The organism is Bacillus sp. G1(2015b) (assembly GCF_001482475.1).
GTDB lineage: Bacteria > Bacillota > Bacilli > Bacillales > Bacillaceae > Bacillus > Bacillus safensis.
Genome location: NZ_LKIC01000026.1, coordinates 309472 through 335402, shown reverse-complemented (window position 1 = coordinate 335402; position 25931 = coordinate 309472). Strand labels below are relative to the sequence as shown.

Below are 25931 nucleotides of genomic sequence, written 5' to 3'. Positions count from 1 at the left end.
TTGAAAAACCTGTCCAATTAGAAATTGGACAGGTTTTTTTATTTCACAAATCCAAGCAGCATTTCGCGTAAAAGCTTACTCGCTGTATTCGCTGTTTGGTCAGAATGATCATATACAGGTGCTACCTCGACTAGGTCTGCCCCGACTACTTGGACGTCAGATCCTGCAATCGCATGAATGGATGCAAGCAGCTCTTTTGATGTAATACCGCCAGCATCTACCGTACCTGTACCAGGTGCATGGGCTGGGTCAAGTACATCAATATCGATCGTCACATATACTGGACGCCCTTTTAGCTTTGGCAATACTTGCTTCAATGGCTCCAGCACTTCAAATTTAGAAATGTGCATACCCGCTTCTTTTGCCCATTCAAATTCTTCTTTCATCCCAGAACGGATGCCGAAAGAAAATACATTTTCAGGTCCAATCAGTCCTGCAACTTTACGAATCGGTGTTGAATGTGAAAGCGGCTCACCCTCATATTCCTCACGAAGATCTGTATGTGCGTCCATATGGATGATCGCCAAATCAGGGTATTTCTTATACATCGCACGGAAAACCGGCCAAGACACGAGATGCTCGCCGCCCATTCCTAATGGAAACTTTCCTTTTTCTAAAATGCTGTCGACATACTCTTCAATTAAATCTAAGCTCTTTTGTGCATTCCCAAACGGAAGCGGAATGTCCCCCGCATCGAAGAATGGCACCTCGTGCAGCTCACGATCTAAATAAGGGCTGTATTCCTCTAAACCGATCGATACTTCACGAATGCGGTTCGGACCGAAACGTGAACCTGGGCGGTAGCTAACTGTCCAGTCCATCGGCATGCCGTATAAAATGACCTTTGCATCTTCCCATGTCGGATGACTTCCAATAAACACTTTTCCTGAATAAGCCTCGTCGAATCTCATGCAAGATTCCTCCTTTTACGCTTCAAAAAATGCGCAAACTGTCATTTGCGCATTTCCATTTCGCTTGATTTATTTGATTAAGTCGCTCACAAATTTCGGCAGAACGAATGCCGCTTTGTGCAATTCTTTTGTGTAATATTTCGTATCAATATCAAAGAAGCGGCTGTCTTCTACAGCAAGTGGATCATATTTTTTAGAACCGATGGTGAATGTCCAAAGACCGCTTGGATACGTTGGAATATTCGCTGTGTAAAGCTTCGTAATTGGAAAAATTTCTTTTACATCACGCTGTACATTTGTAATCAGCTCAGGTGTGAACCAAGGGTTGTCCGTTTGTGCAACGAAAATACCGTCTTCTTTGAGTGCCTTTGAGATTCCTGCGTAAAATCCTTTAGAGAATAGGTTCACTGCTGGTCCAACTGGCTCAGTTGAGTCCACCATGATCACATCATACTCGTTGTCAGCTTCAGCAATGTGCATAAAACCGTCTCCGACTTTGACATCTACACGAGGATCGTCTAATTTCCCAGCAATAGAAGGAAGGAATTTTTTCGAGTATTCGATGACCTTTCCGTCAATATCAACAAGTGTCGCTTTTTTCACACTTGGGTGTTTGAGAATCTCACGAATAACACCGCCGTCTCCTCCGCCTACGACAAGAACATTTTCCGGGTTTGGATGAGTGAAAAGAGGAACATGAGCCACCATTTCGTGGTATACAAACTCATCTTTCTCAGATGTCATCACCATGCCGTCTAAAAACAGCATATTGCCAAACTCTTCTGTTTCCACCATTTCTAAATGCTGAAAGTCTGTTTGTTCTGTGTGAAGGGTTTTGTTCACCTTCAATGTAATACCAAAATTCTTCGTTTGCTTCTCTGTATACCAAAGTTCGCTCATTGTTCATCTTCCTCTCATCCAATAATAAACAAACATCTATTGTTAGCGCCTTTTATCGGCTTTGACTATATCGATTGTCCAAGAAAAAAGTATAGTGGATTCATATCAAATTGTAAAGAACCGCTTGAGTTCTCTTCATTTTTTAAAGTGCTCCTGCAATCGCTTGTTTAAAACGGTTTTCTTTGTTCCATACTGATAAAAAACCGTCAAAATGGGGGCTTTGCATGGACACAATCATGAGTAATAAAAAAATCCGCATGACCGTGAAAACGATTCGAGCCTGTTTTTTTATCGGCTTGCTCGCTTTTCTATTTGCAGGCACTGTCTTTTTGACGATTCTATTAATAGCTAAATGGCAAGGTGCCCCTTCTGTTCAAGTTCCCCAATCCACGACCATTTATGCAGCCGATGGCTCAAAGCTTGGAGAATCCAGCTTTGGAGAAAAGAGATATTGGGTGCCATTAAAGGATATGTCTCCTCATATGAGACAGGCTGTTGTGGCTGTTGAGGATAAAACCTTTTATGAGCATCATGGCTTTGATGTAAAACGGATGGCAGGTGCTGCGGTGGCCGATATTCGTGCCATGGCTAAGGTACAAGGTGCCAGCACGATCACCCAGCAGTATGCACGAAATCTGTATTTAGATCATGATAAAACGTGGAAGCGGAAGTGGAATGAAGCCTTTTACACGATTCGTTTAGAGCAAAACTATACAAAAGATGAGATTTTAGAAGGATACTTGAACACCATTTATTATGGTCACGGAGCGTACGGTGTGGAAGCAGCGTCACGTCTGTATTTCGGAAAAAAAGCAAAGAACTTAACCCTCGCTGAATCTGCCCTTCTTGCCGGTATCCCAAAGGGGCCTTCTCTCTATTCCCCTTATGTGAATGAGGAGAAAGCCGGCGCAAGAAAGAATATGATTTTGAGACAAATGCAAGAGGATGGCATGATTACGAAAAAAGCAGCCGATGACGCTGCGAAAGAAAAGCTGTCCTATCGCCCTTTGCAGAAGAAGCAGCTGCAAGCAAAGCAAGCCCCATATTTTTATGACGATGTGATTCGAGAGTTGAAACAAAGCTTGGGGTTAACAGAGGAACAGATCGAAACCTATGGACTTCATATCCAAACGACCCTTAATCCAAGATTACAGAAAATCGCAGAAAAGACGTTAAAAAACACGATGGATTCCAAATCAGATATCCAAATTGGCTTTGCCGCCATCCATCCTCAAACAGGCCATGTACTTGCCCTCATAGGTGGGAGAGATTATGAGAAAAGTCCATTCAACCGGGTGACACAAGCAAAAAGGCAGCCCGGTTCAACCATGAAACCCCTTCTTTATTACATTGCCTTGCAAAACGGGTTTACACCCGCAACCGTTATGCGCAGTGAGGAAACGGTGTTTGAACTGGATGATCAAGGCAGCGGTGCGGCTTATTCACCAAGCAATTATCACGGCTATTACGCCAATGACGGCATTACAATGCTACAAGCTTTAGCGCTGTCTGATAATATTTACGCTGTAAAGACCCATCTATTTTTAGGAATGGAACAGCTTGTACGTGCTGGCAAGACATTTGGAATCAAGGAGAAACTAGACCAAGTACCATCTCTTGCTCTAGGCACGTCTCCTGTGAAACCCATTGAAATGACCAATGCTTACGCCATGCTCGTCAATGGCGGAAAACGCGTCAAACCAACCTTTATTACGAAAGTAACCGACGCAAAAGGCAATGTGCTTTTTGAAGAGAAACAAAAACGAGAACAAATCCTCGATGAAAAAGCAGCCTTTGTCACCACCGATATGATGTCAGGAATGTTCAACGATCAATTAAACGGCTATACAAGTGTCACTGGCCGCACCATTATAAAGGACCTTACACGAACATACGGAGGAAAATCCGGGACAACAGGAGCCGACAGCTGGATGATCGGCTTCTCTCCCCAGCTCGTCACAGGTGTATGGACAGGCTATGATAAAGGCCGCACCATTGATTCAGTCGAAGAAACGGCCTATGCGAAAAAAATATGGGCTTCCTTTATGGAATCAGCCCTATCGAAGCAGCCAGCCTCCTCCTTCATGCCGCCAGATGGTGTCAAAGGGGTATATATCAATCCAAAAACTGGCGACCTCGCAGGGCCAGGTTGTGAATCAAAGGTGTTTACTTATTTTATAGAAGGAACAGAGCCGACAGGTATCTGCTATGGCGCTGAGGACAAAGCCTCTGAGCAGGAACCAGTTCAAGATCAAAAGCCAAAGAAATGGTGGGAAAAGTGGCTGAAACGTTAAAAAAAGACATGAAAAACCCCGAGATCTGCATCTCGGGATTCTCCATGTCCTAGCTTTAACACCAGTTTACTCAAAAAACGGATGGATTTGGTAGTGATCCGCCATTCTTCACAAAAATTTCACAATTATTCAGGGACAGACAATCCTTCTTTTAATTCATCTGTCGATGCGTCCCATAGTGCTTCATTATGACCTTTTAAGAAATCAGCCAGCACCTTTTTGGATACGTCATCCATATGACTCACGACGATTTTTCGCTTCATCGATTTATCCATTAAATTCACATGCTCTGGAAGTGACTTATACCCGCGGCGAATCGAACGGTCAACGGTCATTTCACAAGCCGTCACACCTGCATAATAAGGCCCTTCTTCTCTGCGGTCAATCGTCACCCATACGAGCCAATAAGGCTTTCCGTTCGGCACCTCTTCTTTTGTTTTCAAAAATTTAATTCCTTTTTCGACGGCACTTCTTGCATGCATGGCACCAATATCAATGACAGCTTCCTTTTCCTCTACATCAATGATGACTGGCGAGATATTATCAAGACTGAGGGCACCTGCCCCAAAGCCTCCATGTCCGTCGGTTGCATCTGTTTTTTTAATGATGTTAAAACCAATTGGTTTCTTCTTTTTACCTTCCATTCATTAAACCTCCTAAAGCAGCGGCTTCAAAATAAGATTAAACCAGTATATGATTTGATCCCGCATTCCGATCAATGGACCAAACACAAACTGACCCAGCGGTGTGATCACGAATATGAGAAAAATAATGATCCCATATTGTTCAAATTGCGTCATTTTCGCACGAATACTAGGACTGACGACGTCCTCAATGATACGATATCCATCAAGCGGCGGAAGCGGCAATAAGTTAAATAGGAACAAGATGACGTTTAAGTTAATAAAGATCTGGAAGAAATAATCGACTCCCGGCTCAAAACGCATGATCCATTCCCCGCCAAACTTCTGAAGAAGCACATACACAAGAAAGCCCAAAAACGCCAGCACTAAGTTACTTAATGGTCCAGCAATAGAGACACAAATCCCTGCTAAACGCGGTTTTTTAAAATGGTAACGATTCACTGGTACAGGTCTCGCCCAGCCAAACCCGGCCACAAAGATCAAAATCGTCCCGAAAATATCGAGATGCTTCAGTGGATTTAACGTCAGTCTCCCTTGATTTTTAGCCGTTGGGTCTCCGAAACGGTACGCAACATATGCATGCGCCAGCTCGTGCATCGTAAATGCAACAACAAGCGTAATGGCGACATATGGAATAAGTTCTAATGGATAAACAAGAAATTGGTTCAAAGGCATGAATCCCTCTTTCTTTCTATACAATGATTTACTTCATTCAGTATACTATAAGAAGTCCCTTAAACTAAAGGGAAGCGTAGCATTAAAGGAAAAAGGAGGTTTTCGCCATGCCGATTGTCACCGTACAAATGCTTGAAGGAAGAACAGACGAGCAGAAAAGAGCTCTTGTGGAGAAAGTCACTGATGCCGTTGTGGAAACAACAGGCGCAGGTGCAGAAAAAGTCTCTGTCATTATTGAAGAAATGAAAAAAGAACACTATGCCGTAGCAGGAAAGCGAATGAGCGACCTGTAAGCATATAAAAAGGACAAACCCATAAGGTGTTTGTCCTTTTGTCTTCTTTCTTATCTGTACCAAGCTTTATTACGGTTCACTTGATTTTTATGAGCCGCATCAAAGTAGTCAACTGTGTAGGAATAATCATAATTCATTAAGCAGACAATGCCGCTTCCTTGAGGGTCATGCGGTAAGCCAAAGTTATGGCCGTATTCATGTGTAGCCGCTTTTGCTGTATTCGCTGTTCCTTGGTCAAGGTTCACGGCGAATGCACTTCCGCTTGGTGCACTATTGTAGACATAAGCGATTCCGCCAGCATCAAAGTTTGGATTTGCTGTAAATCCAGTGACAAAGTCGTATCCTCTGCCATCAAAGCTGCGCGCAAGGTTGGAAAGAATTTGTGATGAATTTGATCCCGAAGACGTCCAAGATCCTACTGCTTGTACGACAAAGTCCACATCATGATCACGGTTAAACGTGACATCTGCTTGCTCGATGATGTTGACAATCCGTGTTTGCCAGTCACTATATTTCGCACGATACTGCGCATCAGCAACCGCATAGACAGTGACCTTCTGACTGCCTGTACTTGCTTTTGTTGAAATTGAATCTCCTGTATTGGCCTTAAAGGTTCTCGAGCCTACCTGCTTACCAGACTCATCTAATACCTTTGTTGTCACATCTCGTTCAATTGGAGGTGCTGCCGTCAAATCTTTAAAACTGTTTGCCTTTGGCAACCCCTCACCAATGTGGGTTTCGAACGGCGCATGACCATGATCATGCCCATGACCAGCACTCGCTACTGGTGCTGAAGCTGAACTTACTCCCGGTAACAAACTACCTACCAATAAAAATGACAAAAAGACTGAACGCTTTTTCATTCCTATCCCTCCTTTGTTTTTCACAAAGTTATATATTCACTGAAAATTCACCATTTTCCTTCTCTTCAGTCAAAAACAGGGAATTAGATGCACAGGAAAAAAGTCGAATTACGTCATTTTCACTAATTTTTCAGATATTTTGACACACATTTCATCGAAAAATAGCGCTTTTGGTCTGGGTCATTTACTTAGTAAACATCCATGTTTTTCAAGAAATCATATCATGGACCTAACGACACATCTAAAAGAAACAAAAAATGATATTAGAAAAGATAAAGTCACACTTTACTGATACCAATTATACTTCTCTGCGGTTCTGCCTTATGATGAAGAACATAAAACATTGCTACCTCAAACAGAAGGGACGATCGGCATGACTGGAAAAAAGCACATACAATTTGGATTAATGTTACATGGCCCAGGGGGTCACATGAATGCATGGAAGGATGAATCGGTTCCAGCAGATGCAAGTGTTAACATTGATTATTATCAAGCGATGACAAAAAAGGCAGAATCAGCGGGTTTCCGTTTTGTTTTTGTTGCAGATGGTTTATATATCCACGAACATTCAATTCCTCATTTCTTGAATCGATTTGAACCATTAACCATCTTATCTGCGCTTGCCACAGTCACCAAACAGATTGGACTTGTGGGTACTGTATCCACTTCATACAGTGAGCCCTTTACCATTGCCAGACAATTTGCTTCCTTGGACAAATTAAGTAAAGGCCGGGCAGGCTGGAATGTTGTGACTTCCCCATTAGAGGGCTCTGCTGAAAATCACATCATCCGTTCGCACCCAAGCCACTCACTTCGATATGAAATTGCAGAAGAGTACTTACATGTAGTGAACGGGCTTTGGAGCTCATGGGAAGAAGATGCTTTTGTAAGGGATCGTTCAACGGGGGTTTTCTTCGATCGAGATAAATTGCACACTTTAAACCATCATGGAAAACACTTTTCTGTCAAAGGTCCTTTAAATATTGAACGCTCTGAACAAGGGCAGCCCGTAATTTTTCAGGCAGGCGCTTCAGATGCAGGAAAAGATTTAGCCGCAAAAGAAGCAGACGCTGTATTTACAAATGCCGATTCACTTGAAAAGGCAAAAGCCTATTACCGCGACGTGAAAAATAGAGCCGAAGCGTTTGGGCGAAAACCATCCGATATCAAAATATTCCCTGGCATCCACCCGATTACAGGAAGAACAGTCGAAGAAGCAGAAGAAAAATATGAAGCCATTAAACATCTAGTCTCTATTGAAGAAGCTCTGCATTATCTGGGCCGATTCTTTGACCACTTGGACTTCAGTCAATTCCCGCTTGATGGACCTTTTCCGGATATAGGTGACGCTGGGTCAAACAGCTTCCAATCCACAACAGATTCCATTAAGAAAATGGCCAAAGAACAAAACCTGACCTTAAGAGAAGTCGCTTTACAAGTGACCACGCCTAAAAGTGCCTTTTTCGGCACTTACGAACAAGTAGCTGACAAATTAATTCAATGGATCGAAGAGGATGCCGCAGATGGATTTATTTTTGGTGCTCCGATTTTAGCTAGTGGTTTATCCGAATGGACGGAGCACGTCATTCCGATATTAGTCGAAAGAGGATATTACGATCCAAATTATCCAGCTCATACCCTTCGCGAAAACTTAGGCCTGCCCATTAAGAAGAATCAATTTCTGAAACAAACAGTGAAATAAACTTGAAAGAGGGGCTAGCATAAAGGCTAACCCCTCTTTTTATGATGGTTGGTGCTGGTGCAATCGATTTTCAATGAGATCAATGAACTGGAGCACAGCTCTTCCAGGCGTATCATTTGTTTTCCTCAATAGACCAACTGGCGGGGAAACTTGAATGCCCTTTATTTCTAATACCTTCGTACCGGGGAGTGTAAAAGAATGAGCCGTTCGTGTAAACAGAGATACTCCTAAGCCCGCCTGAACATAGTGTTTATGGGACATGCTGCTAGTAATCTCTAATTTCTTGTAATTTGTCCCAATGACATCGACGATTTGTTGTTCAATTTGGATACGGATGGGGCAATTGTGAGGTGTGAATAGTATAGTCTCATTTTCTAAATCAGTTACCTCCACTGCCTCTTTTTCTGCCAATCGATGGGAAGATGGGACCAGTAGCACGATATCATCTTGAAAAAGAGGCTTATAGCTATTTTCCATCGAAGCTTCTGGTGCGCCGCAAATCGCAAAATCAATCTCATCATGGGAAAGCAAGGAACTCAGTGTATTCGCATCTGCTACTTGCACAGAAAATTCTACATTCGGAAACCTTTCCTTGAATTCTGCAAGAAGCGCCGGGAATTCTAAACTGGCAGTAGGCTCAGAAACACCGATGCGAATTAATCCCGCAATGCCCACTTCTAAATCTTGGAGCGTTTTCGTCAGTTTCTCATATTCATTGAGTAAAGAATTGGCTCTTTCATAAAAAAGCTGTCCTGATGCTGTTAACTTTAAGGTCTTCCCTCTCTCTAGAAGCTTCTCTCCAATTTCCTCTTCTAAATGTTTGATGTGCAAGGTAATGGTTGGCTGAGAATAATTCAGTGCTTCTGCTGCTTTTAAAAAATTCCCATATTTCACGATGGTGGCAAAGGTGCGGATCGCACGAATCTCCATAAAAACCCCTCTTTTCTCTATATTTTAAATAACTGAATCGTGTATTTATGATTACTAATTATACTTTTCAATTGGTTTGCCTTATTATAATTTATATTATCAACTATTCCAAGTTGTTTAGAAGGAATTATGTGAAATGGAGGAGACGAATTGACGAAAGTAACGATTATAGCAGGCGGACATTCCGTCCAATCTCGATTAACCGGTGTACTGCAGCATGTTCAGCAGCATTTAACGATCAATGGAATCGATGTACATATCATTCAAGTTCACCAGCTGCCTAGCAGCGCACTAACACGTGCGGACTTTTCAAACGAGGAGGTTGTCAAGGCCATTGAACTTGTGAATGAGAGTGACGGTGTCATTATGTTAACGCCTGTCTACAAAGCGTCATTTTCCGGTATTTTAAAAACGTTTTTAGATTTACTTCCACAGAAAGCGTTACAAGGAAAACCCGTCCTTCCGTTCGTTTTAGGAGGAACCTATGGTCACCTGCTCGTCATTGAATATGCTCTTAAACCGATTATTCATCAACTTGGTGCAACGGTTGTTCAATCTGGCGTGTATGTCGTGGATCAACAGGTCACAAAGCAGGAATCAGGTGATTATTTACTTGATTCAGATGCCACAAACAGGTTAAACCTCGCATTATCTCAATATCAAAGTCTGATAGGAGGAACAGCCAATGTCGTTCACCCTTAGTATTCTTGATCAAAGCCTTGTCGGTGAAAACGAGAACGCAGAGACGGGCATTCAGCATACTGTCAGATTGGCTGAAGCAGCGGATCAGCTTGGCTATCACAGGTTTTGGGTGTCTGAACATCACAATAACCCTCAAGTAGCAGGTTCTTCCCCTGAAGCTCTTGCCGGCTATCTCTTAGCAAAAACAAACAACATACGCATTGGGTCTGGCGGTGTCATGCTTCAGCATTACAGTCCGTTTAAGGTGGCTGAAACATTTCACGTCCTGGCATCATTAGCGCCTGGAAGGGTCGATTTAGGTGTTGGGAAAGCACCGGGAGGACTGAACCTATCGACACAAGCTCTTCAGGAAGATTATCAGGCATCACGGAAGGATTTTTCTCAAAAATTAGTGGATCTCAACACCTATCTGACGGAACACACAAATGACTTGAATGCTCAGCCCATCCCGCGCATATCACCTGACATCTTCCTTTTAGGGGGAAGTACGGAGAGTGCTGAATTCGCAGCAAAACTTGGTATCTCCTTTGTGTTTGCCTTCTTTATTAATGGAGATGAAGCCTTATTAAAAGAAGCAAGAGAGACCTTCCAAACATATCAGAAAGCGGGCACCCACCAGCAGTTCCTTCTTGCCATCACCGTTTCTGTAGCTGAAGATCACGAACAAGCACTCTCGCACATCAAACAAAAGGAAACAGTAAAGGTCTCCTTTTCCGATGGAAGAAAGCTGAATGTCACATCGTTAGAGGATGCAGAAAAACTGGTGAAAGAAACGGAGAAGGAACACTACAACATTCACGTACAAAAAACAGGCTACACCGCCGGCACAAAAGAAACCGTTCATCACAGGCTGACTGAGCTATCCGAGTCTTACGATATCGATGAATTCATCGTGCTGTCGCCGATCGTAGATATTGATAAAAGGATCACGTCTATTACTTTATTAAAAAAAGCACTTGATCAAGAACAAACAAACCAAAAACCAATCAATCAAGAGGTGAACGTCTAATGTCAAATAGTCAAAAAATCATTTTATGGAGCAAAAATGGATGCAGTTATTGCAAGGACATTCAATCCTACTTCAACGAACAACAGATTCCTTTTTCAACGATTGATGTCACAGAGCATGACGATTACAGAAACATTTTAGAAGCAAAATACGGTGTCCGTTATGTGCCTGTAGTTGAGATCAGTCAAGATTCCAATGTGTATCAAGCATTGCTGAATCCAGATATCGAGACTTTAAGAAAAGCGTTAATCTGACATTACATTTTGAATGGAGGTTTGTCATGAGTCGAGATATTTTTCGCATCGCTACCGAAGAAGATGCACCAGCTTTTTTAGAATTGCTGTCCAGTGCATTTAAACCGCTTGGTGAAATGGGCATCGATTGGCCATCCACGAACGCCACACTGGAAATGGTCACAGAAAACATTAAACAGTCCGCTGCCGTTGTATTAGAACGAGACGGCCGGCTCATATCTACCATCACCATACGTTTTCCTTGGGAAAGCACTGAGCCGGTCTCAGGCTATCCATTTGTTTGGTGGTTTGCGACAGCTCCTGATTTAGCCGGTCAAGGGATTGGAAATAAGCTGCTCGATTATGTAGAAAACACCTTGCTTCGGCAGACATATAAAGCGCCTGCATATACACTGGGCACTTCTGGCCGGAAACACCCTTGGCTTTTAGAGATGTACGAACGAAAAGGATATACAAAATATATTGAACGCGAGGCTGAAAATGGAGATTTAGGTGTTTTGATGTATAAAGTGCTTATCCCTGAGCGCTTTGATCCAGACATTCTAGGGACACCACCCGCAGAAGAAAAAGTCGAAACGACTTCTACATAGGAGGTGATTCAACGTGGGTGAGTTTTTCAAATGGGAGTACGTGGTCACTCTCTTTCCTAAAGTGTTATCAGCCCTTCCAACGACCTTGCTGATTGTTTTATTTGCCACTTTGATTGGCGGCTTTCTTGGATTCATCCTTGCTTATTTTCGAATTGAGCGCATTCCTGTTCTGCACCAACTCAGTGCAGTCTATGTCTCTTTTATTCGCGGAACGCCTATCCTGGTTCAAATGTTTATTGTCTTTTATGGTCTGCCAGGTGTGCTCGCAGCAATTGGCCTTGATATCTCCATGTGGAACAAATTGATCTTTCTTTATATTACATATGGACTCAATACAGCTGCCTACTTTTCAGAAATATTCCGATCAGCCTTATCGAGTGTCCCAGCATCTCAATATGAAGCGGCTGCCTCGATTGGAATGACGAAATGGCAGATTTATAGAAGGACACTCATTCCTCAAGCAGGGAGAATCGCGCTCCCGAATATTGGCGTGGCTATTGTCAACTTATTACAAAATACCTCCCTCGCCTTCACACTGGGCGTGATGGATATTATAGGAAAGGTCCAAACATTAGGGGCTTTATACTATCGCGTTTTAGAAGGATACTTTATTGCTGCCGTTATATTTATCATTTTAAGTCTGCTGCTGGAAAAAGCGTTTGACCTATTGGAAAAACAGATCAATACACCGAAAACAAGGAAGCAGCGTCAGACGACATTCGTTTCCTTAAAAAGACCCGAAACAGCTTTCACAGTCGAAAAGCGTGCGAAGTAAAACGAGGAGGATTTCACATGAAAAATAACAAACAATTCAAAAAACATTACATCATCGGTCTGCTTACACTCGGCTCACTGCTGCTTGCTGCCTGCGGAAATGCAGAACAATCGAGTGGAAACAAAGCGGAAGCAGCGAATAATGATCCAGATGCGAAAGAAATCATCGTTGGCACAGGGAACGCTTATCAGCCTTTCGTTTACTTAGATGAAAACGGTCAACTAACAGGCTATGAGAAGGCTGTATTAGATGAAGTGGATCAGTTGCTTCCACAATATAAGTTTAAATATGAATCCTTCGAATTTAAAAATATTCTGCCCGCTTTAGATGCTGGTAAAGTAGATCTCGCTGCCCATCAATATGAAATCAATGATGAGCGCCAGAAGAAATATCTATTTGGAAAAGTTGGCTACACAGATTATACAAGCTATGTGGTTGTTGATAAAGCCTCCGGTCATGATTTTCAAAGCCTTGACGATTTGGCTGGACACAAAGTGCACACCTCTACAGGAAGTAATTTTGCTTATCTTCTTGAGCAATATAACAAAAAGCATGATCAGAAAATTGACATTGTCTACGGAGATGGCGGGAACGAGATTCTCGTCAAAAATCTTCAAAATGGCACAGTCGATGCGGCCCTGCTCACAAAGTATGACGTCAACAAGCTAAACAAACAATTTAATGCCAATCTAGTCACCTCTGGAAAGCCTGTAAACGTATCTAAAACGTATTATCTTTATCAAAAAAACAATACGAAACTTCAAAAAGACATTGATCAAGCATTACAAAAACTAATCGATAACGGCAAGCTCGCTGAATTGTCTAAGAAAATATTGGGCGGAGACTTTACTACATCATAAGAAAGGAGCGATCTGAGTGGATTTTGATGTTGCCTTTATGCTACAGGCCTTTATAGCCGCACTTCATTATTTGCCAACGACACTGCTATTAGGCTTTCTCCCGCTACTATTTGGCTCTGTCTTTGGATTTGGTATTGCCCTTATCCGTTTTTATCAGGTGCCTGTATTGTCTCCTTTGTTTAAATGGTTTGTGGCTATTTTTAAAGCAATTCCGGTTGTCCTGATTTTGCTCGTATCTTATCTGCTTTTTTCCGATTCACTGGACCATTTGGCTGCATCTCTTTCTCTTCAGATTCGTTTCAGTGATTTGGACAGACGATGGATTGCCATTTTCGCCCTTACTTTATATGCCGTAAGCGGGTTATCTGAAATATTTCGAAGCTCTCTTGCATCTATTCCAAAGGGACAATTCGATGCTGCTCTATCCGTTGGTTTCACCAGCAGACAGGTTTTAAGAAGGGTCATCATACCGCAAGTCTTTCCCATCTCCCTTCCAATGCTGAACAACATGCTGATCAGTTTAATCAAAGCCTCTTCTCTCGTTTCTATGGTGTCTGTGGTCGATATTTTAAACGGCGCTTTAATTAAAGCCAATGTGAACTATCGTTATCTTGAAGCATACATCGCCGTTGCCCTGATCTACTGGGCCCTGTGTGCCTCAATCGAAGCCATTACAGCCGGATATGAGAAATATGGACACAAAAACAAAAGGAGACGATTGGCATGATTGATATCAAACAGGTGCATAAAGCGTTCGGTAAAAATCAGATTCTGAGAGGAATTGATTTAACGGTAGAAAGAGGCGAAGTGGTCGTCATTTTAGGTCCGAGCGGTTCTGGAAAATCAACCTTTCTGCGATGCTTGAATTTTCTTGAGCGTGCAGATCAAGGAGAAATCAGCATTGATCACACGACCGTCAAGTTCAATCAAGCAAAGCCTAAAGACATTCTCGCACTTCGCAGAAAAACCGCCATGGTCTTTCAGCAATACGATCTATTTCTTCATAAAACAGCACTTGAAAACGTCATGGAAGGTTTAGTCATTGCCCGTAAACAACCAAAAGATCAAGCCTATGACACAGCTCTCCAATTAATCACAAAGGTCGGATTACTAGAGAAAAAGGATGCCTATCCGCATCAATTATCCGGCGGACAGCAGCAGCGAGTCGGCATTGCACGGGCACTGGCTTTGAATCCAGAAGTCATTTTATTCGACGAACCGACCTCTGCATTAGATCCAGAACTTGTAGGAGAAACGCTTGATGTCATTAAACAGGTAGCACAAACCGGGGTCACCATGATCATCGTCACCCACGAGATGAGCTTTGCCTATGATATTGCTGACAGGGTGATTTTCATGGAGGATGGGGTCATCGTCGAATCAGGTACGCCGGAAGAAGTCTTTGAACAGACGAAAGAAGAACGTACAAAACAATTTTTAGCAAGATTCTCATATCACCATTCATAAAATTCAAGTCGATCCATGCGGTCGGCTTGTTTCTGTGCAAAATAAAAACCAGTCTGTTCTAGCCATCAGCCATCACATACTGGTTCTTCTCGTTAGTTCAATTCCTTCAACTGATCAATATAAGCAAGGGCAGCCTCAAATTCTTCGTCCGTATAGCGCTGCTTGCTTTTAATGGTGAAGACCTTTTCCTTTATCTCATCTTCTGGCAGGTCATCAAAATATAAAATCGTTGAGACAAGCTCCAGGAAACGGGACGATTGCTCGTTCATCTGCTGCGTCAGCACTTTGAGGTCAGGCATGTCCACTTCACATTGATCGAGAAACTCTTTCCCATTGTCCGTCAGCGAATAGCGATATTGATAGTATCCGCCCTTTTTTTCCTTCATTTCGTCCAAGAATCCAAGGTTGCACAGCTCTTCAATTCTGAGCGTCAACTCCTCTGAATAGGGGCCATAAAAATGAAAATCGTATTTCTCGTAAAATGGCAAATTTAGCTTTTTTGCTATGTAAATCATCTTTTGCAGCTTCTTCCGTCCAACGATTTCCCCTGATTCAGAGAATACCTTCATCAACTTTGCATGCTCTTTCAACAAATTCCCGACATCTCCTTTTTCAGTACTTCTTTATCCCAAACCAAGCAGCTTCATGATCGCCTTCTTTTCTTCAGCTTTTTCCGACATATCTACAATTAAGTCCATCGGGAAATAAAGTTTATGATCGGTTCTTCGTTTACCGGAAATGGCGTCAACAATATCTGACTGTCTCGACAGTTCTTTAATATGACCACTTTGCGTCAAAAGGTGAATTGGCAGCCTCTCTTCTTCCTCCCCTGGTCTATAAAAGTCATAGGGCAAGTCAGAAGATGAGTCGACCACTAAATAGTAGTCAGGATCAATTCCTGCCTCCTTAAACAAGGCGGTCAGCTTGAAATATTTCGTCATTTCTTCATTTGGATTAAACTCTGTATATTGGAACAATCGGCGGTTCATAAAACGGCGGCACAAATCGGCCAGCACGTGATCTTCTTCGTCTTCCCACGCCTGAAAATAAAATAAAACAATGGATTCATCCAGCTTAATATAGTCCTCTGTGGTGACATTTCCCTCAAAAATTGAGTAAAAATGAACTGGGGCATGTGTAAAAATATAACCCGTTTCATGCAGCTCTTTTGCACGATGAAGGATTTTCGTTAAAATGACTTCAGCACTGCGTGTCACTGGGTGGAAATAGACTTGCCAGTACATTTGATAGCGGCTCATAATATAATCTTCTACCGCATGCATCCCGCTCTGCTTCATCACAATCTGATCTTCTCTCGGGCGCATCACACGTAAAATACGTTCCATATCAAAGTGGCCGTAGCTGACGCCAGTATAATAAGCATCACGCTGCAAATAGTCCATTCGGTCGGCATCGATTTGACTTGAGATCAAACTAACCACCTGTTTGTTTTGATACGTCTTGGCAATCACTTCAGCCACATGCTTCGGGAAATCATCACTCACCCGGCGGAGCACTTCATTGACTTCCGTCTGCCCTAAAATAATATCTCTTGTAAACGATTCATGGTCTAAGTGGAAGACCTTTTCAAAGGAATGAGAAAATGGACCATGTCCTAGGTCATGAAGCAAGGCTGCACTAAGTACTAGCTCGCGCTCTCCTTCATCCCATTCAGGCCGCCCTTTAAACACATCATCCACAATTCGTCTCACAATCTCGTATACACCGAGTGAATGATTGAATCGACTGTGTTCTGCACCATGAAACGTCAAATAAGTAGTTCCTAGCTGTTTAATCCGTCTCAGGCGCTGAAATTCTCTTGTTCCTATTAAATCCCATATTAATGCGTCCCTTACATGAACATAACGGTGCACAGGATCTTTAAATACCTTTTCCTCAGATAATTTACCTTTTGGATACGCCATCGTTTCGTCCCTCTTTTTTTAAGACGTGTTTCTATTATATCGGGTAACTTTTCCCGAAAACATCCTTGAATTTGTTGGTGAATGTGTTCTCAAAGATTGCACGGACGTAAAAAGCCCGACCTGACAGGGACGGACCTCTTTTTAGGTCGACTGAACACATTCAGTGACATTTATTTGACTTTTTTTTGAACCTTTTCGAGTAATTCATCTTCTGTTGGTGCGGATAATGGGCGATTGTTCACAAACGCAAAAGCCTTTTTTCGTCCTGGACCACAATAGGATTGACAGCCTATCTCAATTTTTGCATCAGGGTCAACCGATTTGAGTCGAGGCAATAACGTCTTTAGGTTCGTCGCATCACAATCGTCACATACGCGAAACTCATTAGCCATGGTCTTACGCTTCCTTTCAATGATGATACTTCATTCTATATGAAACAGTTGGACAGCCAATCGTGAATAATATACCACCCAACATTGTACATCGAAGCGGCTGGACTTGCAAGACGCTTTGCCGCCCCAATGACGCGTTTACATAAAAGCTAGTATTTTCCACTATCCTTTTAGCAAACTTGTATAAACCTTCTTGAACTTGGCTAATCTAATACCATCAAATCATATGGGGGTTTAAACACATGTCAAAACAAAGACAAGATGCTTGGTCAGAGGAAAATGATCTCCTCCTGGCAGAAACCGTCTTACGTCACGTCAGAGAGGGCAGTACGCAGCTAAATGCGTTTGAAGAAGTAGGAGACAAGCTGAACCGCACCTCCGCAGCATGCGGATTTAGATGGAACGCTGTCGTGAGGCATCAATATGAAAAAGCGTTGGCACTAGCCAAAAAACAACGAAAACAACGGATGCGTGCACTTGGCAATGGCCAGCCTGCGAAAAAACGATTACTTTATCAGCCGCAAGTAGAAGAAACGGTCACTCAGGAGGAATTCTCCCAGGAATTGGAGCCAGCAAAGGAAGAAACATTTGCACCAGCTGCTGAAACTGCCGAACAGCTTCAGTTTGTGGATCAAAGCTACAATGAAGAGTTAGCTAGTTTATCACATTTATTGTCACAGGCTTCTCCTGCCCCAAATACCGCAGAGAAAAAGCCGGAAGCGAATCCATTTAGGCAGCATCAAGAATTAACCATCGACGATATCATTGATTTCTTACGCCGTTATGAAGGCGATGGTCAGCAATCCACTGCCTTACGTATGGAAAACAGCCGCTTAAAACGAGAAAACAATGAGCTTTCTCATAAAGTCTCGCAGCTAGAAGCTGAAGTGAAAAAGCTTGAAAAGGATCAGCTCACGATTCAAGAAGATTATGAAACACTCGTCAAAATCATGAACCGTGCAAGAAAACTAGTTTTGTTTGAAGAAGACGATAGTGCCGCACCAACCTTTAAAATGGACCGGAACGGCAACCTCGAAAAAATGGCAGAATAACAAAAAGTGCTCCCCGCCTCGGGAAGCACTTTTTTAAATGCCCAAAAATAGCATCACACTAAAAAGGACATTGATCAAAAACACGAACATAAAAATATACTTGACCTGCCTTACTTGAAAATCACCAAACATAAAAATATAAAGACCTGCGATGCCAAGTGTTAGTACAGGCTGAAGAAATGGCACTAAAAGCGAAATGCCGTAGCCGGCTCCCATGATGACAGGAAGCCATAGTAAATAGAGGTAACCGCCATTTTTGGATTTCAAGAAACCACTCCCTCTCTTTCTTCTATCTGCTTGATTTCAGGCTGAACAAACTTGAGTCCGGCTATTGTGCGGCCGCGTTTTTGTGATGTCCAAACCACAATCGCCGGCTGCTCTGTCAGAGATTCTGTATCAATGGTGATCAGCACTTTGTCATGTAATTCAATTGAAGCTTCAGACTCGATTTTACACCCAGATAAACTAATATCATGTATGTTCACCAGCACCTTCTCTTCTAACCGGTCCTCATAGACTAGCGTGCCTGCCACACCTTGCAATGGTCTTCTCATCCATTTGCGCCGAATAGCCTTTGGTACTTTCTCCGTTTCTCTTACAAAGCGGAGAAATGTCCGAACAGCATAGGATTTTTTCTCACGATCCGTTATCGATACGTGCTCTCGTGTGAATAAGAAGCGGATCAGTGATAGGTACTGTGATTTTTCTGTGTCAGTAAAAGCCACACCAACCATCAGCTTGTCTCCCTCCGGATGACTCCAGACCACATCACATGCCACACTTTCATTCTCTGAAAAGAATAATTGCATTTGTCCTTGATTTAGAGAAGAAGCTTGATCCAATGGAATGGATAGACGCGCACCTGAATCACTCATATCTAGTAGAAAACAAGCAATCGACTCATCTTGATGATCGGAACGAAGATGCCCCTCTTTTTCAATGACAAACCGCTCTGATTTTCGATAACGCGGACGATCAAACGCCACAATAAGTGCCATGAACAGCCCTGCACCGTTATAAAGTACCCAAAAAATATTAATCAACGTGAGATCAGCATTCATCGTCCCATTTACCTTCATATCGTATCCTATTTTCACAAGGACTAGCAATGAGAGGAGCAAGAAGATCAAATGAGGAATCATCGTTTTCAAATGAAAATGTCTCTTGTCCGTTTGAATTCCCTTCGGTGTGACAAGAAATTCAACCCTCTTCTTCAAAAACAGCTCACTTAAAGCCACACCAGCCAGGTGGAATGCCATAGAGCTTTCGTAAATATGACTCCAAAACATACTTCTTTTTTGATTCGACACCAGTTTAAACGCTAAGTACGAACTAAAGAACGCCGGCAGCCAAAACATGAAAATGGACTGAAAATCTGCCCAGAAACTTTGAATACCAAATAATAAAAACAATATCGGTGTAAGAATGTAAATCATTTTAAACAAACCGTTAAACCAATACACAATGCCATCTAAATAAAGAACGCGCTGCATAAGCGTTAAGCCGCGAACCTTCAATGGATTAAACTTACGGGCGCACTGAATGTTCCCTCTCGACCAGCGGTCTCGCTGCTTTAACAGATCAAGCCAGCTTTCAGGTGCCAGACCGACAGCTAATACCTCTCCGACAGACACAGATTTGAACTTCCCTTGGAGAAGCATTCCTGTCGCCATGTCTTCTGTAATCACTCCAGTAGCAAATCCGCCAATTTCCTCTAATGCTGTTCTTCTAAATACCGTATTACTCCCGACATACATGACCGCATTGAATCGATCTTTACCAGCTTGGAGGGTTTGCATGAAGAAGTCCTGCTCATTTGGAATTCGATCCTTCGAGAACATATTATATTGGAAAGGATCTTCGTTATAAAACGCCTGTGGAACTTGAACAAATGCAGTCGCTCCATCATGAAAGTAAGGCACTGTCTTTTCTAAAAAGGCAGGAAGCGGGACCATATCAGCATCAAGTGTGAGAATCAACTCCCCATTCGTTTGAGACATCGCATGGTTTAAATTCCCCGCCTTAGCAAACTTGTTATCTGTTCTTGTCAGATAATGAACACCAAACTCAGAAGCAAGCTGCTCTACAGACTCCCTCTTGCCATCATCACATAAATAAATATGGACGCTGCCTTTTGGATAAGACAGATTCAAACAACCTGCAACCGTGCGTCTTAGCACTTCAATTGGTTCATTATATGTAGCTATGAAAATATCAACTGTTGGCAGCCTTTCAAGATCACTGATCATGACTTGTTTCCGATTTGAAGGCTTCCAAACAAGTGTATAAAACACAAGCAGCTGTAAAAATCCAATACATTCACAGGCCACAAGCAAGATGCCCATTATCATATTAAATGTACCTTCATGCGGCAGTGTAAAGAAGAGACGCCAGCAAATATATGCGGCATTTGTTAACACACAGAGCACAATGATGATTTTTTTAATCGCAGAGGCTATCGGCTGAATACGATACATCACATACAACAAAGACAAAACACAAAGCATAAACAGCGGGTAATACGTGGTGATGAATGACAATACATTTTCCTTCTTTCTTATGTCATAAAGGACTATCACATATATAAAATTTCATAACAAAGGAGGGGATTCTTCCATTACATTGCCCCTCCAAATCTATATAAATCATTTCCACAATCCATCTAACTGATTTGAATAAAAATCAATGGCTTTTCGATAACTCAAAATAGCAGGATCGTTTGTCGTCTCAGTTAAACAGTTCAGTAATATTTCCATCGCTTTGCTATGTTCCTTCAAATTATACAAAGTCATGGCATAAAACGTTTGAATGGCTTTGTTGTCCGGATAAGCTTCCATCGCATGCAGGAATATCTGTTTTGACTTTTCATATTCCCCTAAGGTTCTGTATGTACTTCCTAACCCTAGTAAAGCGTCTTCTAGTTCTTCTGAAGACAATCCTAACTCAATGGCCCTTTCATAAAAAAAGACAGCTTGTTTTTCCTTTCCTAACACATCATAACTCCAAGCACATTGATAGTGAATGGAGGCATGGTCTGGATACTCTTCTACAAGACGGGTGAGCATGTCATTGGATTCTTGAAGATGTCCACTTTCTCGAAGTTCAATGGCTTTCAGAAGTTTCGTTTCCATTACATCACCCCTATTTTTTAAGATGGAAAGATGTGTTTACGAGAACACTTTCTCATTCCGCTCAATCATCCGCGTCATGTTTTTCTCAAACTCTAGCTGTTCCTCGGTGGTCAGTCCTGAAGCTGTCAGTTGGTCGCTCAGCTTTTGGAGTTCTTCTAGTAAAAGACGCATGAGAAGCGCACAGTCAATTGGTTTTCCAGTTAATTCTGATAGGGATGCCATCGTATCCGGCTGTATATCAGGGAATACCGCTTTCACCTCATGTCGTTTATCCTTTAAGGCCACCTCATAAAAACGGCGAATCAAATCAGCTCGTTTTCGACCGCTTCCATCTGCACACAAATAGATTTGCACAGCGACCCCTCCGCGTAATCTACGCTGAGAAATGCCGGCAAATTTCTTTCCATTGATACTCAAATCGTAGCTGCCTGGACAGTAAGAGCCGACAATTTCATAAGCTTCAATGTCCACCTCGTACATTGACAGCATCCGACGGATCAATTCCACCATCGCATCATACCCGCGGTCAATATCAATACCTTTCTTTTGTTCAGCAAAGATTAAAGACACATTCAGTACGCCTTCATCCAGTACCACAGCAAGACCGCCTGAATTGCGCACAATCACACGATATCCCTCATCCTCAAGCAGCTTTACACCATCTTGGAGAAAAGGAAGTCTTGTATCCTGAATCCCAAGCACAATCGTATTGTGATGCACCCAAGAACGGGCTGTCGCTGGTGAGAGGCCCTTCCCCACCGACGCGCAAAGTGTATCATCCATCGCAAAGGATTGCTTTGGGTCTACATAGAGACCTAGGCTCGATTGATCTATGATTCGCCATGTCGGCTGTGTCAATAACTCAATAGGTTCATTTTTCATGTCCTGCATATCCTCTCGTTCATAAACTGTGTTTATTATACCATGGGAGGAATGGAGGGAGAATGCAAAAAAGCTCCATAACATTTGGCGTCACAGAGCGTTTCAATTAGATGATTTTGTTTTCTTGTTCTTCCTTTTCGAGATGAAATAAACAGCTGCAATTAAAACGACAGGAACCCCAACCACGAGGCATGCAGCGATCAATGTATTCCACGGCAAATTGATCATCTCCTTAATAGACTAAACTTCTATGAAACAGCCCTCATTTACCCAGCTCAACAAGTCTTCAGCCACCAATTCCGCATGCTGAGGGTTCATCACACCAGCATCGACGATCCACACTTTTGTCTCCTCTTCTGCCTGCCGCATGAGAAGTACTCGCCCGCCGCCATCGTCCCCAATTGCTGCATAGCCGCTTGCATATTGCTGAATCTCCCATGTTGCATTGCGTTCCACCATGTCCTCAGTTCCGTATAGTAGAACATCGCCTCCAACAGAACATCCATTTGTCTGTTTCAACAATTCCTTATAAGCATGGGGCAGCACCATGTTTAGCTGCGATTCTGCCTCTTTGATATGTATGTCACTTGCTGGTTTGTTCACGTGCAAATTTGGGATTTGAGGTAAATTGAGCATTTTAAAGCCTCCTCTATGTTAAGTAGCTGATTTTTTCATGACCCTTTTATACATCTTTAAAAGAAAATAGCCTCATCTAGAACTATAGACAGCCATTTTATCTATTACAGCATTTCTTTTAGCAAACTCTCTGCTTTATGCAATTCATCTAGAAAGGGGTTTAGATAGTCATTGTAACTATCCAAATAAGCTCTTACCCCGCCAATGATCAACATCTTTTGGAGATCTTCATTGTTCTGAATGATCCTTTGTGCATCCTTATATCTTTTGTATATTAATTGGAGGATACCTTGGTTGATCTCTTGTGAATATTCTTTTTCTAGGATGTTGATGACGGTTTGGATTTGTTTCGTTAGTTCTTGTTTTTTGTTCATTGAACGCTCCTATTTTCGAAGTTTTATTTTAATCATTCAATGGTACTTTACTGTTAATAATATAGATTGAGCTTTGATGATACACATGCGCTATCATATTTCAGCCCAAACTGCCCCGGGTATGAACCTACAGAAACCGGTTTTGCCAATGATCAACTTGACGCATATTTCACTAACTCATAAATAATTAAAAGGCCCTCTTACCGAGGGCTTGGATTTTAAAGTTCTAAGATGTCAATTGTTACTCAACTGCCAATTCCCATACTATTTGACCATCTACCAAAATCTTATTTGGTGGATCATCATAAAGAGATATCTCAACTAAAGAGCTTTTCTCTTGAATTAACCAATCGTATACACTGCCACTGTTTTCATTAGGATGAGATAGAATATCATTCACTTGGAAAGCAGCAGCAATATATTCTGTAAAATTAATATCATCTTCATCTAACATATTATTTGTTTCAAAAACTGTATCTAGTTTTCCTAAGATTTTCAACCCACTATTCCATTCCAAAATCATATCTTTTTTTTCATACTTTATTAATGTTCCAATCAAAGAATCGTAACCCATTTTTTACCTCCAATTCATTTTAAGGCCTCGCTGGTACGATGTGAGCACCATCTTTCCCATAATGTATCATTCCCTTAGTAGTCTCTTCATACTTTCCAGTATCAATATTATAGTATTTTCCTATTGCTTGGCCAAAGTCTATCCTTTCTTTATTCTTACCCAATTCTTTGCCTGTCCCTGCATATTTATCCAGCAATTCTTGTGCCTTTTTATTATCTCCGTAAAAAATGCTTTTCTTTTTTCCATTTGCTACTTCTTGCTTGTAATTTGGTGTTTCTGGAATATGTTTTTCTTGAGCTCCTGATTTTACTTTTGCTAGGAAACCATTTACTAGCACAAAAAGCATATGATTGAAAGTGAATTTACCAAAAAATGAATCGTACGTATTGGGTTTTAATACCTATTTCTCACGCACAAAAAAGCTGAATTCATTTACTGAATCCAGCTGTTTATTGCTTATTTGAGCGAATCACTCGCTGATGCTGATGGATGATCGCTAAATGAGGTGTCTTTCTTTTCAGGAATATAATTGAGAGAGAAACCAACAAGACTAAAAAAGGCACTTAACACCAGTGTTGGGTTTTTGAATAGATTCGTACTCGCAATAATCATATCACCCTTTTGCAAGAGAATCCCTAGTATTTGACCGAATACCAACAGGGCTCCTGACGTTAAGAACAGGACAAGCAGCACTTTAAATAATAATTCCATTAATGCTCTCATGTGTTTCTCCTTTCTATACTGGAAGTATTCCCATTCCGATGAGCCAGCCAATTCCCACGATCGGCAGCATATAGTAGAGAATCAGCGGTATAAATGTTTTCTCAGGTTTGGCTCCTGCAAGACCAGAAGCAATGAAAATCGATCCTGATGCCGGCGGGGAAGCGCCTTCTGTCGATGAAAAAGCAAGAATGGCGACAACAGCCACAACTGGATCAACTCCGACTGAGACTAAAGCTGAAAACGAGACAAGTCCAACAGCTGTTAATGTGGCTGTTGAAGATAATGGTCCAGCCACCAGCGTGACAAGAATTCCCACAATGAGTACCATGAGCCATTTCGGAATGGTAAGTACTGATGTGATTTGCGTCAAATCTTCTGCCAATCCTAATTCAGCAAGCACCTGACTTGCCGCAACAGCAAACAGCATCAAGGCACCGATCGTTGTAAATTTAGGAATGGCCGACTTGAAAAACTGAGACCAATCAAGTGCAGACGCCTTTTTTCTCCCGATCGTTAAACTAATCAGCATCATGAGAATCGGAATCCACGTAATTAAAGAAATTTGATCCATTGCCTCTGGTCCAATGTTTGGATTACTTTTTAAGTAGTTTGCCAGTGGACCAATTGTGATAATGATAGGAATCAAGGCACCGAAAAAAATAAAGATCGACTTCCACCCTTGTTTCACAGCTTCCCTAAAAGGAAGAATATCATCTGGCGGCATGGCCTGAATTTTATTCTTTTTCACCAGAATATACACCAAAATAAATCGGTATACGACTTGATACAGTCCTCCTATGAGAAGCGCAATATATAAATCTCCTTCAGATACAAGGGCTGCAATTGGTGCAAAACCCAGCATGATAAACATGGAAGAGTTCGGAGGCAGTGCTGCTCCAAGTCCGCCATTCCCTGCTAAAATGGTCGCTGTATGGGTTCGGCTCCAGCCTGATTTAATCATCCAAGAGGCCGTGATAGAGCCAGTGGCAGCTGTGTTTGCAGAATTTGAACCTGAAAGAGCACCTAAGACTGCTGAGCCTAACGTACTCATATAAGCAGCTCCACCAGGAAGTTTACCTACAACCGAATTTAAGATTCGCAAGAGTGCATGAATTAATTCTAGCTTTTCAATTAAATAAGCCATGAATACAAATGCGACAGCTGCATAGAGCACCTCATATGTGGATGCGAATTTTAATCCATCCCAGAAAAGTCTTAATGCATCCAATCCGCCAAATAATGTGGTTGCAATAAAGCCTAATAGCATGGCTTCTCCCATATTCCGTTTCACGACGACATTCCATATAATGATGACAGCTATGAATACAATCAACGCAATAAAACCCATATCGTTTTTTCGCCTCCCCTTTGTT

Annotated in this window: 30 protein-coding genes and 1 pseudogene; 12 read left to right on the top strand and 19 right to left on the bottom strand. The window is 42.0% G+C overall.

Features of this window, described 5'->3' with window-relative positions; genetic code table 11:
* Positions 1-38: 38 nt before the first annotated feature.
* Together speB and speE are read right to left on the bottom strand one after the other, a co-directional pair.
* A complete protein-coding gene (gene speB, locus AMR95_RS13240) occupies positions 39-911 on the bottom strand; it encodes an agmatinase (RefSeq protein ID WP_024423766.1) in 873 nt (290 codons plus the stop codon).
* A gap of 69 nt (positions 912-980) precedes the next feature.
* Positions 981-1811 carry a spermidine synthase gene (gene speE, locus AMR95_RS13235; protein WP_003214614.1) on the bottom strand — a complete coding sequence of 277 codons (831 nt, stop codon included), beginning with the start codon at positions 1809-1811 and terminating at the stop codon, positions 981-983.
* Positions 1812-2035: 224 nt separating this feature from the next.
* Here speE and AMR95_RS13230 point away from each other — a divergent pair, with 224 nt between their 5' ends.
* The gene (locus tag AMR95_RS13230) at positions 2036-4105 is read left to right on the top strand and encodes a transglycosylase domain-containing protein (protein WP_058838535.1); all 2070 of its coding nucleotides are present in this window, start codon (positions 2036-2038) and stop codon (positions 4103-4105) included.
* A 125-nt stretch (positions 4106-4230) separates the two neighbouring features.
* Here the strand turns inward: AMR95_RS13230 and AMR95_RS13225 are convergent, their stop codons facing one another.
* Entirely contained in the window at positions 4231-4749 is a 519-nt protein-coding gene (locus AMR95_RS13225; protein WP_058838534.1) for a YwhD family protein, read from the bottom strand.
* 12 nt (positions 4750-4761) lie between these two features.
* Positions 4762-5418, bottom strand: coding sequence for a site-2 protease family protein (locus AMR95_RS13220; RefSeq protein ID WP_371412193.1), 657 nt, complete (start codon positions 5416-5418; stop codon positions 4762-4764).
* A 113-nt stretch (positions 5419-5531) separates the two neighbouring features.
* Between AMR95_RS13220 and AMR95_RS13215 the strand changes: the two genes are divergently transcribed.
* Positions 5532-5717 carry a 2-hydroxymuconate tautomerase gene (locus AMR95_RS13215; RefSeq protein ID WP_003214939.1) on the top strand — a complete coding sequence of 62 codons (186 nt, stop codon included), beginning with the start codon at positions 5532-5534 and terminating at the stop codon, positions 5715-5717.
* A 50-nt stretch (positions 5718-5767) separates the two neighbouring features.
* Here AMR95_RS13215 and AMR95_RS13210 read toward each other — a convergent pair whose 3' ends face one another.
* Complete coding sequence (locus tag AMR95_RS13210; protein ID WP_058838532.1) at positions 5768-6580, bottom strand: zinc-dependent metalloprotease; 813 nt, start codon at positions 6578-6580, stop codon at positions 5768-5770.
* A gap of 373 nt (positions 6581-6953) precedes the next feature.
* Here AMR95_RS13210 and AMR95_RS13205 point away from each other — a divergent pair, with 373 nt between their 5' ends.
* Entirely contained in the window at positions 6954-8282 is a 1329-nt protein-coding gene (locus AMR95_RS13205; RefSeq protein ID WP_058838531.1) for an LLM class flavin-dependent oxidoreductase, read from the top strand.
* A 39-nt stretch (positions 8283-8321) separates the two neighbouring features.
* Here the strand turns inward: AMR95_RS13205 and AMR95_RS13200 are convergent, their stop codons facing one another.
* On the bottom strand, positions 8322-9212 hold the full coding sequence (locus AMR95_RS13200; RefSeq protein WP_058838530.1) for a LysR family transcriptional regulator: 891 nt from the start codon (positions 9210-9212) through the stop codon (positions 8322-8324).
* A 150-nt stretch (positions 9213-9362) separates the two neighbouring features.
* Here AMR95_RS13200 and ssuE point away from each other — a divergent pair, with 150 nt between their 5' ends.
* Genes ssuE through AMR95_RS13160 form a run of 8 tightly spaced genes read left to right on the top strand, consistent with a single transcriptional unit; the run spans position 9363 to position 14869 of the window.
* A complete protein-coding gene (gene ssuE / locus AMR95_RS13195) occupies positions 9363-9914 on the top strand; it encodes an NADPH-dependent FMN reductase (RefSeq protein WP_058838529.1) in 552 nt (183 codons plus the stop codon).
* Positions 9898-10923 (top strand): LLM class flavin-dependent oxidoreductase, encoded by a 1026-nt coding sequence (locus tag AMR95_RS13190; protein WP_058838528.1) that lies wholly within the window; start codon positions 9898-9900, stop codon positions 10921-10923. Before ssuE ends, AMR95_RS13190 begins: the two co-directional genes overlap by 17 nt.
* Complete coding sequence (locus AMR95_RS13185; protein WP_058838527.1) at positions 10923-11177, top strand: glutaredoxin family protein; 255 nt, start codon at positions 10923-10925, stop codon at positions 11175-11177. Before AMR95_RS13190 ends, AMR95_RS13185 begins: the two co-directional genes overlap by 1 nt.
* A 26-nt stretch (positions 11178-11203) precedes the next feature.
* The gene (locus tag AMR95_RS13180) at positions 11204-11767 is read left to right on the top strand and encodes a GNAT family N-acetyltransferase (protein ID WP_058838526.1); all 564 of its coding nucleotides are present in this window, start codon (positions 11204-11206) and stop codon (positions 11765-11767) included.
* A gap of 13 nt (positions 11768-11780) precedes the next feature.
* Positions 11781-12542, top strand: coding sequence for an amino acid ABC transporter permease (locus AMR95_RS13175; protein WP_058838525.1), 762 nt, complete (start codon positions 11781-11783; stop codon positions 12540-12542).
* Between the two features lie 17 nt (positions 12543-12559).
* A complete protein-coding gene (locus AMR95_RS13170; protein WP_058838524.1) occupies positions 12560-13402 on the top strand; it encodes a transporter substrate-binding domain-containing protein in 843 nt (280 codons plus the stop codon).
* Positions 13403-13418: 16 nt separating this feature from the next.
* Complete coding sequence (locus tag AMR95_RS13165; protein WP_047202585.1) at positions 13419-14129, top strand: ABC transporter permease subunit; 711 nt, start codon at positions 13419-13421, stop codon at positions 14127-14129.
* Positions 14126-14869 carry an amino acid ABC transporter ATP-binding protein gene (locus tag AMR95_RS13160; RefSeq protein WP_058838523.1) on the top strand — a complete coding sequence of 248 codons (744 nt, stop codon included), beginning with the start codon at positions 14126-14128 and terminating at the stop codon, positions 14867-14869. The genes AMR95_RS13165 and AMR95_RS13160 overlap by 4 nt, the downstream gene beginning before the upstream one ends.
* A gap of 92 nt (positions 14870-14961) precedes the next feature.
* Here the strand turns inward: AMR95_RS13160 and AMR95_RS13155 are convergent, their stop codons facing one another.
* The 3 genes from AMR95_RS13155 to AMR95_RS13145 all read right to left on the bottom strand — a co-directional run bounded on the left by AMR95_RS13155 (position 14962) and on the right by AMR95_RS13145 (position 17186).
* A complete protein-coding gene (locus AMR95_RS13155; RefSeq protein WP_058838522.1) occupies positions 14962-15462 on the bottom strand; it encodes a YwgA family protein in 501 nt (166 codons plus the stop codon).
* Positions 15463-15492: 30 nt separating this feature from the next.
* Positions 15493-16794 (bottom strand): HD domain-containing protein, encoded by a 1302-nt coding sequence (locus AMR95_RS13150; RefSeq protein ID WP_007497716.1) that lies wholly within the window; start codon positions 16792-16794, stop codon positions 15493-15495.
* A 170-nt stretch (positions 16795-16964) separates the two neighbouring features.
* Positions 16965-17186 (bottom strand): DUF1450 domain-containing protein, encoded by a 222-nt coding sequence (locus AMR95_RS13145; protein WP_003215259.1) that lies wholly within the window; start codon positions 17184-17186, stop codon positions 16965-16967.
* A 242-nt stretch (positions 17187-17428) separates the two neighbouring features.
* On the opposite strand from AMR95_RS13145, the gene AMR95_RS13140 reads away from it, so the two are divergent.
* Complete coding sequence (locus tag AMR95_RS13140) at positions 17429-18238, top strand: RsfA family transcriptional regulator (protein ID WP_034281253.1); 810 nt, start codon at positions 17429-17431, stop codon at positions 18236-18238.
* Positions 18239-18271: 33 nt separating this feature from the next.
* Here the strand turns inward: AMR95_RS13140 and AMR95_RS13135 are convergent, their stop codons facing one another.
* The 10 genes and pseudogenes from AMR95_RS13135 to AMR95_RS13090 all read right to left on the bottom strand — a co-directional run bounded on the left by AMR95_RS13135 (position 18272) and on the right by AMR95_RS13090 (position 25906).
* The gene (locus AMR95_RS13135) at positions 18272-18505 is read right to left on the bottom strand and encodes a DUF5970 family protein (RefSeq protein WP_058838521.1); all 234 of its coding nucleotides are present in this window, start codon (positions 18503-18505) and stop codon (positions 18272-18274) included.
* Positions 18502-20778: a glycosyltransferase gene (locus tag AMR95_RS13130; RefSeq protein WP_058838520.1), complete on the bottom strand. Its 2277-nt coding sequence runs from the start codon at positions 20776-20778 to the stop codon at positions 18502-18504. The genes AMR95_RS13135 and AMR95_RS13130 overlap by 4 nt, the downstream gene beginning before the upstream one ends.
* Positions 20779-20883: 105 nt before the next feature.
* Positions 20884-21369, bottom strand: coding sequence for a tetratricopeptide repeat protein (locus AMR95_RS13125; RefSeq protein ID WP_058838519.1), 486 nt, complete (start codon positions 21367-21369; stop codon positions 20884-20886).
* Positions 21370-21405: 36 nt separating this feature from the next.
* On the bottom strand, positions 21406-22251 hold the full coding sequence (locus AMR95_RS13120; protein WP_058838518.1) for a lipoate--protein ligase family protein: 846 nt from the start codon (positions 22249-22251) through the stop codon (positions 21406-21408).
* Between the two features lie 240 nt (positions 22252-22491).
* The gene (locus AMR95_RS13115) at positions 22492-22887 is read right to left on the bottom strand and encodes an SMI1/KNR4 family protein (RefSeq protein WP_058838517.1); all 396 of its coding nucleotides are present in this window, start codon (positions 22885-22887) and stop codon (positions 22492-22494) included.
* Between the two features lie 104 nt (positions 22888-22991).
* Entirely contained in the window at positions 22992-23261 is a 270-nt protein-coding gene (locus tag AMR95_RS13110) for a hypothetical protein (RefSeq protein WP_058838516.1), read from the bottom strand.
* A 241-nt stretch (positions 23262-23502) separates the two neighbouring features.
* Positions 23503-23835, bottom strand: a complete 333-nt coding sequence (locus AMR95_RS13105; protein ID WP_058838515.1) for a hypothetical protein — start codon at positions 23833-23835, stop codon at positions 23503-23505.
* A gap of 19 nt (positions 23836-23854) precedes the next feature.
* Positions 23855-24166: pseudogene (locus tag AMR95_RS13100) on the bottom strand (polymorphic toxin type 50 domain-containing protein); the annotation flags it as partial.
* A 125-nt stretch (positions 24167-24291) separates the two neighbouring features.
* Positions 24292-24558, bottom strand: coding sequence for a hypothetical protein (locus AMR95_RS13095; RefSeq protein WP_039182253.1), 267 nt, complete (start codon positions 24556-24558; stop codon positions 24292-24294).
* Between the two features lie 13 nt (positions 24559-24571).
* The gene (locus AMR95_RS13090; RefSeq protein ID WP_039182254.1) at positions 24572-25906 is read right to left on the bottom strand and encodes a TRAP transporter large permease subunit; all 1335 of its coding nucleotides are present in this window, start codon (positions 25904-25906) and stop codon (positions 24572-24574) included.
* Positions 25907-25931 lie beyond the last annotated feature (25 nt).